Source organism: Ligilactobacillus sp. LYQ139, assembly GCF_045033025.1.
Lineage (GTDB): Bacteria > Bacillota > Bacilli > Lactobacillales > Lactobacillaceae > Ligilactobacillus.
Map to the genome: position 1 here is coordinate 40,503 of NZ_JBJFZW010000006.1, position 12,976 is coordinate 53,478.

Genomic DNA, 12,976 nt, shown 5'->3' on the forward strand with positions numbered 1-12,976 from the left:
ATTTAGTATAAGGGGGGCACCGTAGGAAACCTACGGTGCCCCCTTAATTCAACCTAATCCTCATCCGGGAATTCAGCGGACGTGTAAACATCAGAAACATCGTCCTCATCCTCCAGCCGATCAATTAACCGCTGGACCTGTTCAACCCTTTCGGCCGGAACGGCGACCGTATTTTGTGGCACCATTGTAATCTCGGCCGTTGCAAGATCATACTTCTTTTGCAGGGCATCCCGCACGTCAGGGAACGCCTTAGGATCAGTGTAAACTTCAAAAACATCATCAGACGTCTGGAGGTCTTCTGCCCCCGCATCGATCACATCTTCAAACATGGTATCTTCATCAACATCAAGGTCTTCCCGGGCAATGGCAATGTAACCTTTTCGGTCAAACATAAAACTAACGGACCCACTTTCACCAAGGTTCCCCCCGTTCCGGTTAAAATCCGCCCGAACGGCAGAAGCAGTCCGATTACGATTATCAGTCAACGCATGAACAAGGATAGCAACTCCTGCCGGACCGTACCCTTCGTAGGTGATTTCCTCGTAGTTCTCGCCGCCGGCACCCGTTGACTTATCAATTGCTCGCTTAATGTTGTCCTTCGGCATGTTAGCTGCCCGGGCCTTGTCAATAATCATCCGCAGCTGTGGGTTTGAATCTGGGTCAGGACCACCAGCCTTAGCGGCAACATAAATTTCACGAGTAATTTTCTGGAAAATCTTTCCACGCTTAGCATCCTGGGCATTTTTCCGCCCCTGAATGTTATGCCATTTTGAATGTCCTGACATGACTAAAACCTCTTTCCGAATAGTATCATTAGCACAAAGCCGACTCTAATTCTAACAAAAACAGACTAAATCCGCAATATCGCCACTACTTTGTCGTATCTCGTTTAACATATCCAAACGGAAGTAAAACGGTCTTATCCTCAACTTCCTCATCATTCATCATTTTGGTTAACAACCGCATTGAAACGGCCCCAATATCGTAAAGAGGTTGCGTTAATGATGACATTCTTGGGCGGACAATCTGCGTCAATTTCGTATCCTGGCCCGTAACCAATTCAAATTCATCAGGAACCAATACCCCAGCATCACGGGCTCCATTCAGGACACCTGCAGCAAGTTCATCATCACCAACAATAGCCGCCGTTACGTGAGCCGCTGCTAAGGCCGGCCACAACTTTTCTCCCGCTTCATAGCTGTTCGTTGTTTCAAAAACTAGTTCCGGATCAAACTCAATACCGTTTGCCGCAAGAGCTTGCTTGTACCCTGGCAACCGGTAATCCTTATTAATCGGCTGGTCCGCCGCCCCTGTTACCAGAGCTATCCGCTTGTTCCCCCGGCTAATTAGGTTTGTTGTAATTTCTGCAAACGCCGCCTTAAAGTCAACGTGGACACTTTCAATTGCGTTATCGGCATCGACCGAACCGGCAATGACAACGGGCGTTTTACTCCGGTCAAACTGACTCCGTAATTCCGGAGTAATGTTGTTTCCCATAAAGATAATTCCATCTACCTGTTTAGCAAGAAGGGTATTAAACACCTGAATTCCCTTCTCGGCACCCCCGTCCGAATTAGCCAAAATAATGTTGTACTTGTACATCGTTGCTACATCGTCAATTCCACGGGCAAGCGACGCAAAATAAACGTTCGCAACATCGGGGATAATTACCCCAACAGTTGTTGTTCGCTTACTTGCTAAGCCCCGGGCAACGGCGTTTGGCCGGTAGTCAAGCTTATCAATTACGTCTAAGACCCGTTTCCGGGTTGATGGCTTAACGTTAGGGTTCCCGTTAACTACCCGGGAGACCGTTGCCATTGAAACACTTGCTTCGCGGGCGACATCGTAAATCGTAACGGTTTGTTTTTCCATAAAAACAAGCTCCTTTCATTAATTAAGTAATTTGGATTCTGGGACTACTCTCCGTCAATTTTCAATTGCTTTCATCCTAACGTATTTTAATCTAGCAGTTTCGCTCGTGAAATGCAAACGTTTTATTTTCATCCTTTTCATTTCATTTTGGTAGCCCTTTAACATGCTATACTAAAATCAATCAATAAAAAGGAGTGGTTGCATGACACACATTAAAGCAATTCAACAATGGTTAGCAAAAAACCAACTAGACGTTGCATACGTCAGCGCATTTCCGGATATTAAGTACCTTACAGGGTTTGGCAGTGATCCAATTGAACGGGTTCTTGCCCTCTTCATCTTCCCGGATCACGAACCATTTATCTTTGCCCCGGCACTAGAGGTGGAAGCAATTAAGGAAACGGGATGGCGTTTCCCTGTTTACGGGTATTTAGACCACGAGGATGCCTTCGCACTTATTACTAAACACCTAAACCAGTGCACCTCTCATCTAGCTAAGTGGGCCGTCCAAAAAAACAACTTAACGTTATCGCGCTTTGCAACCCTCAAGGACCACTTCCCGACAATGACGGTCGCGGCCGATTTAACCCCAGTAATTGAACACGAACGCCTATACAAAACACCAGAAGAAATCGCAAAACTTGAGTGCGCCGGCAAATGGGCTGATAAGGCGTTTGAGATTGGCTTTGCGGCCCTGGCGAATAATCGCACAGAGCAGGACGTTGCAGCTGAGATTGAGTACAAACTCAAAAAACAAGGTATTATGCAAATGAGCTTTGATACGATTATCCAAAGCGGCGCAAACGCTGCTGATCCGCACGGTGCTCCTAAAAAAGAACTTATTCAACCGAATAGTTTGTGCCTTTTCGACCTTGGCGTTATCAGCGATGACTACATCTCCGATGCATCCCGAACCGTTGCGTACGGCCCGGTTAATGATCATCTAAAAGAAATTTACCAGGTATGCCTTGAAGCCCAGCTTACTGCTCAAGACGCTGCTAAACCCGGGATAACGGCTGCTGAATTGGACCACATTGGGCGGCAGGTTATTGAAAAAGCTGGTTATGGCGAGTACTTCATTCACCGGCTTGGCCACGGAATGGGCCAGAGCGAGCACGAATTTCCGTCAATCATGGCTGGCAACGACATGGTCCTCGAACCGGGGATGTGTTTTTCAATTGAACCAGGAATCTACATTCCAGGAGATGCTGGCGTTCGCATTGAAGACTGCGTTCACATTACAACTGATGGGTGTGCTCCGTTCACTCATACACCAAAGGAATTACAAACCATTCCACTACGGTAACAATACAAACTTCGTGCTCCTTATCGCTTCGTCACCTAGCATGGAGCAAATAGGTATAGTAAAAGGAGTTGGAACATTATGGTTCCAACCCCTTTTATTCTTCATAAATTAGTCAGCAGCTTCACCATTCGGATAGAAGGTTTCAGTTGGCTGCCCCTCCTTAGCCGGCATAGTCTTTAAAATAATATCGTCCTGCAGTTGATCATCACTGTCCGACGATGTTGTTGATTCAGATAAGTCTTCCCGGGCAATAGCTGGAGTTGTTTCCGGCTGCTTTCCCGCAGCAACCCGCTCCTGAATTGTTGTCGCAGCCATCCGAACAGTCTGCTTTGCCCTTACAAGTTGGGCTTCCCAATTCTGTCGCTGATGCTGATACTCAGCTGATGCTAGGTATTCGTGCAAGTACCGGTCATATTTTAAAGCTGTCTCCTTCACACTGGTAGCTGCCTGCGTAATCCGTGCTCGCACCATCTGCTTTTCAGCAGGGGTCATATTCTTAACCACCACGTACGCTGCCGCTGATACTATTCCCAAACCAAACGCTAATTTTTTGCTCATTTTAAAAACCTCCTACTTCTTCTTTGACTGCTCCTTTACTGCCTTCTTCTGCCGGTGCCGATCAACTGCGCTGTAGACGTTATAAACAGTTTTGCCAAGCTTAACTGCTGAGTTAAGCTTACTCCCCTCTTCCCGGGCACTCGCAACATGGTGCACCATCTTCCGGCTTGCTGTGTTTAAATCATCAACACTCTTACTTAAAGCCACCGCCGTATCAACTAGCGGTTCAAGTTTTTGGGATTTGGCATTAATGTCGGCCATTAAATCATCAGTCTTTTTTAGAATCCGGTCAGCATCGGCTGATAAAGTCGTCGCCTCGTGTGTAACGTCTGTAAGCGTGGCTGATAACTGGTTAATCGTTTTTCCAAGCTTATGTAGCACCAAACACATAAATACTACTAAAACAACAAATGCAAGTGCTGCAATTAAACCAGCTAACTGGCCAAAGGTTAATACCATCGCCTTCTCCTCCATCCTTTTTATTCACCCTTAGGCTATCATTTATTCCCCCAAACTGCAATTCTGCTTAATTGTCGCCCTTCCCTAATAAAACTGGTATGATTACCCGTGAAAGAATTATGAAAGGACTATCTAAATGAAGTGGAATAACCTATTACTAACAACAACCGTAACAAAGACAGTTGACCGGCAAGTTCACCACCAAACCAACATCTTTACTAATTTTATCCAGAGTATTAACTGGAATAAAATCATTGGCCACGCCATTATTTTGGTAGCTTCACTTATTTTACTCACGCTCTTCTTTCTGATTGTTAATTCCGTTGGGAAGCGCATTATTGGACATTCCTTTAGCCGCGCCCGCACAGCTAAAAAACCGGCTCCTAAGATCGAAGAAGCCCCTGAGGAAGCAGCTGAACGGCTACGAGCACAGGGCCGACTAAAAACGCTTGAAACCCTGTTGCAAAATATTTTTCACTACGTCATCCTGTTCTTTTACGTATACGCCATTCTTTCTGTTCTAGGAATCCCGGTGGGCACCCTAATTGCTGGAGCTGGAATCGTCAGCGTTGCCCTTGGACTTGGGGCTAAGGGGTTGGTTTCTGACATCATTACCGGCCTTTTCATCCTCATTGAACAACAATATGCGGTCGGCGATACCGTTAAGATCGGCTCCATTACCGGTAAAGTAAAAGCGGTAGGGCTTCGAACCACGCAAATTCAAGCAAGTGACGGTACCCTTTCTTTTATTCCTAACCGGAACATCTCTATCGTAAACAACATGTCACGGAATAATATGCTCGCCCTTATTAACGTATACATTAACCCACAACAGGATATTGCGAAGATGGAACGAATTATCTCCGCAATCAACGCCGACCTCGACCTAACCCAGTACCCGGATATCATTGCTGGGCAAAAACCCATCTTAAACGGAACGGTTGATATGGGAAACGGCGCCATTGCCATTCAGGTTCAAATTAAAACACGGAACGGTGCTCAGGGAAAAATTCAACGCCAATTCCTTGAAAAATACATCATCGCCCTCCGAAAAGCGGGCTTTGATATCCGCACAGCCCCCGTCTCTTACTAATCTTTTACCCTTACGTGGTGGGGCATCAAATAATAACTAAACAAGCGTGGCGCAAGTCTGTAAACCATCGAATCAATCTGATTCCCTGGTACCTACTTCCACCACGCTCGTTTTTTCGTTTTAGAACCCGGCATTTCTTATTTTTTCTTAAGCGTAAGCGAATACTGCTCTCCTAATGCATGAACCATATAATTAACGCTTTTCATTACCTCACGCCGAGTAACAATCCCCGTAAAATAATTTTTCTCATCAACGACAACCAAAAAATTCCGATCAATCAATAACCGTAAGACTTCCTCAACATCATACGGTACCTTAATTGTTGCTACATTCCGCTCCATTACGTCCCGCACGGTCATTGTTCCTAGAACCGTAGTATCAATTCCGTCTAACCCCAGCATCTGATTCGTAATCATCGGCAAGGACAGCAATCCCTTAAACCGGCCATCACTATCTAATACCGGGATTTTCGCGTACCCAATCTTTGTCAGGACCAGTAACGCATGCTCAAGGTTATTGTTCTCTTGCACGTTAGCAACAACATCAGCTGGGATCATGAATTTATTTTCTTGGGCCGTTAACAAACGGCGAACAGTTGCGGATAACATTCCCTCCACCTCAATTCACCCTCCATTTTAGCGAAAAATCATCCCTGATTTCAAACCATATTGTCACAAAAAAGGGTTGCGCTCCATGTCACAACCCTTCATTTTATTAACCTAGTCTAAAACTGGACCTTACGCGCGCTTGCCTAGTACTCCAGGTTTCTTAACGACCTTGTACCGTTAATTTAACCGCTTGTCCAGTTCCGCCGTCTTTTCTTCGTAACCCGGACGTCCGAGCAGAGCAAACATATTCTGCTTGTAAGCTTCAACCCCTGGCTGGTTGAATGGGTTAACCCCGTTTAAGTAACCGGAGATTGCCACGGCAATTTCGAAGAAGTAGATCAGGTAACCCAGCGTATATTCACTCTGATCCGGAATGTTAACAATCATTTCCGGAACTCCCCCGTCAGTGTGAGCCAAAACAACCCCCTGGCAAGCCTTCTTGTTAGCGTGGTCCATCGTCTTCCCCTTCAGGTAATTCAGCCCATCAAGGTTCCGGTCATCCATTGGAACGTCAATGTCATGGTTCGGGTTCTCAACGTTGATCACCGTCTCCATTAAAGCACGCCGTCCTTCCTGGATGTACTGGCCAAGGGAGTGGAGATCCGTCGTAAAGTTAGCTGATGACGGGTAAATTCCCTTGCCGTCCTTACCTTCTGATTCACCCATTAACTGCTTCCACCATTCACCGAAGTAAACGAGTGATGGTTCGTAGTTTTCCAAGAGTTCGATGTCATAACCCTTCCGGAAAAGAATGTTCCGCATTGCGGCATACTGGTATGCTTCGTTCTTCTTTAGGTTAGCATCCGCGTACGCATCCCGCGCATCAGCAGCCCCCTTCATCAATTGATCAATATCAACCCCAGAAGCAGCAATTGGTAACAAACCAACCGCCGTCAGAACCGAGAACCGACCACCAATGTCATCTGGTACAACAAATTCCTCATAACCTTCATCATCAGCTAACGTCTTTAAAGCACCCTTTGCCCGGTCCGTCGTAGCGTAAATCCGTTCACGGGCGCCTTCCTTTCCGTACTTCTCCTCTAACTTCTGCTTGAAAATTCGGAAAGCCATTGCTGGTTCCAACGTCGTCCCGGACTTTGAAATGACGTTCACTGAAAAGTCGCGGTCGCCAATAATGTCAAGCAGATCGTGCAGGTATGATGATGACAGTGAATCACCCGCAAAGAAGATCTGCGGTGCTTTCCGCTGATCAGCGCCCAACAAGTTAAAGAAGTTGTGATTTAAGAACTCAATAGCTGCCCGAGCACCCAGGTATGAACCCCCGATTCCAAGAACAATTAATACCTCAGAATCGCTCATGATTTTCTTTGCAGCTGCCTTAATTCGAGCGAACTCATCTTTATCATAATCAACTGGTAGGTCTAACCAGCCCCGAAAGTCATTTCCAGCTCCAGTCCCATCCCGGAGTTCCTTGTCAGCAGCCGTGACCATTGGTTGCATTTGATCAAGCTCATAGTCGTTAACAAACTTTGTCAGGTTGGACATATCAAACTTAATGTGTGCCATGCGCAATCCGCTCCTTTATTCCTTTGTTTACGCTTTCTATTATACACCAACCCTGCCCCAAAATAACCCGAAAAACAGATAAATTATGATTATTGCTTATAAACGCTTACCACGCGGACGTTCAATCATTATTATTCGGGACAAACCATTATTCGGCACGTACCCGAATTACGTTTCCGTAAATTCACCAGCGAAAAATTGCGTTTCCTGACCTTCGGCGTTAAAATCAGAAACTGTAAAATTGAATAATCAAAATGAAGGGACGGTTGCAACCGTGATATTTAAGAAATTTCGAAACTTCATCAACACTCGGTGGGGTTTCTTTGCCTTGTTAACCGTTCTTTTCTGGCTTAAAACGATCTTTGTCTATCTCGTTGACTTTCGACTCGGAGCCCATGGTTTCTATGAACACGCCGTGATGTTCTTTAGCCCGGTTGCGACAACAATTCTTCTTCTTGGAATTGCGCTATACATTAAGCGGCCCCTTCCGGCCTACGGGTTAATGATGATTATCTACGTTGCAAATACAGCGCTTTTGCTGTTTAACGTAATTTACTACCGGGAATTTACTGACTTTATGACAATTAATGTCATTCTCGGATACTCTTCAGTATCTGAAGGCCTAAGTACTAGTTCCATTGCGCTCCTTAAGCCTCAGGACATTGTTGTGGTGGCAGACGTTCTAATCCTTTTCTTGCTGTTGATTACTAGGATTATTAAACTCGACAAGCGGCCGGTCCAGCGTCGTCAAGCATTTGCGCTGACTTCCACTGCCCTGTTTTTACTCCTCTTTAACATTACTCTTGGAGAGATTAGTCGTCCCCAGTTATTGACCCGGACATTTGACCGTGAGTACCTCGTTCGTTATCTGGGACTTGATACGTTTACTGTATATAATGCCTTGAAAACAGCCAAAAATTCTTCGGTCAGAAAAAGTGCCGATAGCGAAGACTTGAATAAGGTAATTAATTACACGCAATCCCACTATGCAAAACCCGACCCAAAGATGTTTGGCGTTGCTAAGGGAAAGAACGTAATTATCATCCACCTGGAAAGTTTTCAGCAGTTTCTTATTAACTATAAGCTTGACGGGAAGGAAGTTACACCGTTCCTGAATAGTTTATATAACGGAAAAGATTTTTACAGCTTCGATAACTTCTTTAACCAGGTCGGACAGGGAAAAACCTCCGATGCCGAAACAATGCTTGAAACGGGAACGTTTGGGTTACCACAGGGATCCCTCTTCTCAACACTGGGAACCTCAAACACCTTTGAAGCGGCTCCAGCCATCCTTCAACAGGATGAGGGGTACACTTCAGCAGTTTTCCACGGCAACCACGCGTCGTTTTGGAACCGAAATAATACGTACAAGAATTTCGGGTACGACTACTTCTTCTCGGCACGGTATTTCAATACCAGTGCAAATAACCTAACGGAGTACGGATTAAAGGATAAACTCCTGTTCCACGACTCAATCAAGTACCTTGAACGGCTCCAACAACCATTTTACGTGAAGTACATTACGGTTTCCAACCACTTCCCGTACAGTTTGGATAAGCAGAATCAGTCATTCCCGGCAGCCAATACGGACGACCAGTCAATCAACAACTACTTTGTGACGGCCCACTACCTGGACCAGTCCGTTCAGCAGTTCTTCCAGTACTTACACAAGTCAGGACTGTATGACAATTCGGTCATTATCCTGTATGGCGATCACTACGGCATTTCAAATACCCGGAACATTAAACTTGCCCCACTTCTCGGTAAATCATCGTCAACGTGGAACAACTTTAATAACGCTCAGATGCAACGGGTACCGTTCATGATTCACATTCCGGGGCAAACCAACGGCGGAATACAACATCAGTATGGCGGAGAAATTGACGTTCTACCAACGCTTCTTCATCTGTTAGGAATTAACGCCAAGCCGTTCTTAATGTTTGGAACTGACCTGTTCTCACCCCAACATAGTCAAGTTATTGCTTTCCGTAACGGGAACTTCATTACCCCGAAATACACAGTGGTTGGAAGCACCGTATACCAGAACAGCAACGGCCGCGTTGTAACTCACCCGTCCGCAAAGGTTGCCCAGCAACTAAAACGAGATAAACGCCGAGTTAACGAAGAATTAACCCTCTCTGATTCGTTGAATAACAAAAACCTACTGCGGTTCTATGTCCCGCAAGGGTTTACTCCGGTTAACCCCCAAAATTACATCTACAAGGGGGATTTCGCCCAAATTACGAAGATCCAAAACAAACTGGGAAACCGGTCGACGAGCCTGTGGACAAAGAACGGTGATAAAACAACGATTGGTGATTATGATTCTGATGCACCGGAGTTAAAGACTACTGACAAGAATAAAAACGCCGTTCGGCACGCCCACCAGGAAATGCGTAAGGCCAAGCAAAACCCTACCCTCCAAAAGGAATGGCGCCGACGAGTACGGAACCTGCGTTCAATATTAACGCCAAAAAAGAACGGAATTTTTAATCCATAGCTCATCTTAGTGCCATTAGCCACCCATGAGCTAAGAATAGCGTAGCTCACAAATAAAATGAGCTACGCTATTTCTTTATCCTAGAAGTTTCGCCCTTATCTCTTCAGCGCCCTTCTGATCTCACGCTCCTGGTCCCGCTTCTTGAGCGTTTGCCGTTTGTCGTACTCGTGCTTTCCCTCAGCAATCCCCAACAAAACCTTCGCAAACCCGTGCTTCAAGTACATTTTAAGTGGGACAAGTGTAATCCCCTTGCGCTGCGTTTCCCCGGCTAACCGAGCAATTTCCTTCTTATGCAAAAGAAGTTTCCGTTTCCGCAGTTCGTCGTGATTAAAGCGGTTCCCTTGGGCGTACTGGGCGATGTGAACGTTCATTAGCCACACCTCACCATTCCGGACCTGAGCAAACCCATCCTTTAAAGTCACCCGGCTTGCCCGCACTGACTTAATTTCCGTTCCCGTTAAGGCAATCCCCGCCTCAATGGTCGAAACAATTTGGTAATCATGCCGCGCCTTTTTATTCTGTGCCAATGGTTTTTCATGGTGCTGTGTTTTTGCCATTCAATCGCCTCCCTCTTTCATCCAACTTTAATTAATGCCTGTGACCGTGCTCCCGACTATTCCGTCGGTGATATCCCTGATTGTGACCGTTTTCCCGGTTCCCGTGATAATTGTGGGCGCCGCTTTGCCGGCCACCACCATGGCGATTATCCCGATGAAATCCATTCCCGCTTCCTCGCGATCCCCGTGGCCGCCGTGTATCAGCAACATGATACTTCTCTAATAAATCGGTTTTAGGTGCTCCTGGTGCATCAACCAGCGCAAAGTCGACTTCCTGTTGCTCAACGTTAACGTTGATTAATTTAACGCGAACTTCTTGCCCAATCCGGAAGGTGCGTTTCTTGCGCCGCCCAACCAAGGCTAGCGCCTTTTCAACAAACTCGTAGTAATCATCTTTCAGTTCACTGATATGAATTAACCCTTCAACGGTATTCGGAAGGGCAATAAACATCCCAAACTTTGTTACCGAACTGACAACGGCATCGAACACTTCCCCGACGTGCTCTTTCATGTACTCAGCCTTCTTCAACGCATCGGAATCCCGTTCGGTGTCCACTGCCCGCCGCTCCGTTTCTGAACTATGAGCCGTAATCTCATCAAGCTGACCCCGGTACTTTGCTTGGGCTTCTTCTCCCGTACCGTTTTTCTTATACCACCGAATCAAGCGGTGCACCATGAGGTCCGGATACCGCCGGATTGGCGACGTGAAGTGCGTATAGTCCTTGGCAGCCAAGCCAAAGTGGCCTGCCGGTGACGGAGCATACTTCGCCTGTTGCATTGCCCGCAACATCATCGTTGAAACGGTTGCTTCTTCCGGGTTCCCGGCAACCTGCTTGAGCACCCCTTGGAAATCCTTTGGTTTGAGATGACCGTGTCGTCCCTTTACATGAATCCCAAAACTTTGAAGGAGTTCAAGAAACGCATCCACCTTTTCTTGATCCGGGTTTTCATGAATCCGGTAAACAAACGGAACGTTTAGGTCGTGGTAATGCTTAGCCACCGTTTCATTAGCAGCCAACATAAAAGATTCCACCATGCGCTCACTGGTCCCCCGCTCCCGGAGTTCAATCTTAACCGGATGGCCCTGATCATCCAGAATTACCTTGGCTTCGTTATCATCAAATTCGATTGCGCCCCGCTTATGCCGCATCCGTAGGAGAATCTTGTGGAGTTCAGCCATATCGCGGAACATCGGGACCAAATCGTGATACCGTTCCTTCGTAGCATCATCATCGGCTTCCAAAATCTTATTAATCGCCACGTACGTCATTCGCTCCGTTGAGCGAATGACGCTCGGAAAAATCTTATGGTTAACCACTTCACCCTGAGGGTTAATTTCCATCTCGCAAGTCATCGCAAGCCGTTCAACATGCGGGTTTAACGAGCAAATACCGTTTGAGAGCTCCCGCGGTAACATCGGAATCACCCGGTCCGTCAAATAAACCGACGTTCCGCGTTTGAAAGCTTCCTTATCCAGGGGCGTTCCTGGCGTCACGTAATGTGAAACGTCGGCAATATGCACCCCCAAGTGATAATTCCCGTTATCCAATTTCCATACGTTGACGGCATCATCAAGGTCTTTAGATTCAATACTATCAATTGTGACAAGCGGCTGGGCAGTCAAGTCAACCCGTCCTTCTTTTTCGGCGGCCGTAACGTGATCCGGGATGTACGTTACCTGTTCCTTCACATCATCCGGAAATTCATGCGGAATTTCATGCTCGTACACAATCTGCGTAATGTCCATTCCCGGATCGTTAACGTTCCCTAAAACCTTGGTAACGGCCCCTTCAAGCACCCCTGGAATGTGCTCATCCGGGTATGCTGAAATTGTTGCAATGACTAATTCATGCGGTTTAGGCTTTAAGCCGGTATTCATCACCAAAAACCGATAACTCGCTAACTTTTTATCCCGTAAGTGCAGCGTCCCAATAACTCCGTCCGGGTAATGCTCATCCCCATCAGGCAGCAAAAATTCGCCCACTGCCCGGTTTAGCACCCGGGTAACAATCCGGGTCACCTTTCCCTCAGGACGCCGACCACTCGCAGGGTCTCCCGGATTAATCATTTGCACGGCCACCTCATCACCATTAAGGGCAGACATGGTGTTGGTCGGTCCGATAAAGTAGTCATCCTTCTCCGGATCAACCGTAACAAACCCAAATCCCCGATCGTTCGCATGGAACACCCCAACTTCTTCTGGCTGGTTTCCCGCTTGAACCGCCAGCTTAAAATGGTCATCCTTGAGCGTAATCTTCCCTTCATGCTCTAAGTCCGTTAAGGCCTGGACAATAAACTTAAACTGTCCACCACCGGCCATGTGCAAGGCGCTTGCCAACTTCTGAACCGTAAACGCCCGGGTTGGTTCGTTCTTAAACCGTCGCATTAATTTGTCTTTTAATATCTCTTTTTCCATCTGTCTTCCCCGTTTACTTATGGTTTTACATAAAACGGGAGCCAAGACCAGCGTCATGGCTCCCGCGTTACGGATAGTAA

The 12,976-nt window shown here is 46.6% G+C and carries 11 protein-coding genes; 3 read left to right on the plus strand and 8 right to left on the minus strand.

The annotated features are described in order from the left end of the window. Nucleotides 1-53: 53 nt before the first annotated feature. Both ACI3E1_RS06310 and ccpA read right to left on the minus strand, forming a co-directional pair. Nucleotides 54-785: a YebC/PmpR family DNA-binding transcriptional regulator gene (locus ACI3E1_RS06310; RefSeq protein WP_405024817.1), complete on the minus strand. Its 732-nt coding sequence runs from the start codon at nucleotides 783-785 to the stop codon at nucleotides 54-56. Nucleotides 786-870: 85 nt separating this feature from the next. Continuing rightward, a complete protein-coding gene (ccpA, locus tag ACI3E1_RS06315) occupies nucleotides 871-1,872 on the minus strand; it encodes a catabolite control protein A (protein WP_405024818.1) in 1,002 nt (333 codons plus the stop codon). 202 nt (nucleotides 1,873-2,074) lie between these two features. On the opposite strand from ccpA, the gene ACI3E1_RS06320 reads away from it, so the two are divergent. Beyond that, on the plus strand, nucleotides 2,075-3,178 hold the full coding sequence (locus ACI3E1_RS06320; RefSeq protein ID WP_405024819.1) for a M24 family metallopeptidase: 1,104 nt from the start codon (nucleotides 2,075-2,077) through the stop codon (nucleotides 3,176-3,178). Between the two features lie 108 nt (nucleotides 3,179-3,286). On the opposite strand, the gene ACI3E1_RS06325 is transcribed toward ACI3E1_RS06320, so the two are convergent. Then, on the minus strand, nucleotides 3,287-3,736 hold the full coding sequence (locus ACI3E1_RS06325) for a hypothetical protein (RefSeq protein ID WP_405024820.1): 450 nt from the start codon (nucleotides 3,734-3,736) through the stop codon (nucleotides 3,287-3,289). Nucleotides 3,737-3,748: 12 nt separating this feature from the next. Next, a complete protein-coding gene (locus ACI3E1_RS06330) occupies nucleotides 3,749-4,195 on the minus strand; it encodes a DUF948 domain-containing protein (RefSeq protein ID WP_405024821.1) in 447 nt (148 codons plus the stop codon). A 136-nt stretch (nucleotides 4,196-4,331) separates the two neighbouring features. On the opposite strand from ACI3E1_RS06330, the gene ACI3E1_RS06335 reads away from it, so the two are divergent. Then, entirely contained in the window at nucleotides 4,332-5,288 is a 957-nt protein-coding gene (locus tag ACI3E1_RS06335) for a mechanosensitive ion channel family protein (protein ID WP_405024822.1), read from the plus strand. Between the two features lie 137 nt (nucleotides 5,289-5,425). Here ACI3E1_RS06335 and cbpB read toward each other — a convergent pair whose 3' ends face one another. After that, nucleotides 5,426-5,896 (minus strand): cyclic-di-AMP-binding protein CbpB, encoded by a 471-nt coding sequence (cbpB, locus tag ACI3E1_RS06340; protein ID WP_405024875.1) that lies wholly within the window; start codon nucleotides 5,894-5,896, stop codon nucleotides 5,426-5,428. 177 nt (nucleotides 5,897-6,073) lie between these two features. Further along, nucleotides 6,074-7,423, minus strand: coding sequence for a glucose-6-phosphate isomerase (locus ACI3E1_RS06345; protein WP_405024823.1), 1,350 nt, complete (start codon nucleotides 7,421-7,423; stop codon nucleotides 6,074-6,076). 274 nt (nucleotides 7,424-7,697) lie between these two features. Between ACI3E1_RS06345 and ACI3E1_RS06350 the strand changes: the two genes are divergently transcribed. Then, nucleotides 7,698-9,923: an LTA synthase family protein gene (locus tag ACI3E1_RS06350; protein WP_405024824.1), complete on the plus strand. Its 2,226-nt coding sequence runs from the start codon at nucleotides 7,698-7,700 to the stop codon at nucleotides 9,921-9,923. 95 nt (nucleotides 9,924-10,018) lie between these two features. Here ACI3E1_RS06350 and smpB read toward each other — a convergent pair whose 3' ends face one another. Then, nucleotides 10,019-10,480: an SsrA-binding protein SmpB gene (smpB, locus tag ACI3E1_RS06355; RefSeq protein WP_405024825.1), complete on the minus strand. Its 462-nt coding sequence runs from the start codon at nucleotides 10,478-10,480 to the stop codon at nucleotides 10,019-10,021. Between the two features lie 31 nt (nucleotides 10,481-10,511). Continuing rightward, a complete protein-coding gene (gene rnr, locus ACI3E1_RS06360) occupies nucleotides 10,512-12,896 on the minus strand; it encodes a ribonuclease R (RefSeq protein WP_405024826.1) in 2,385 nt (794 codons plus the stop codon). Between the last annotated feature and the right edge of the window lie 80 nt (nucleotides 12,897-12,976).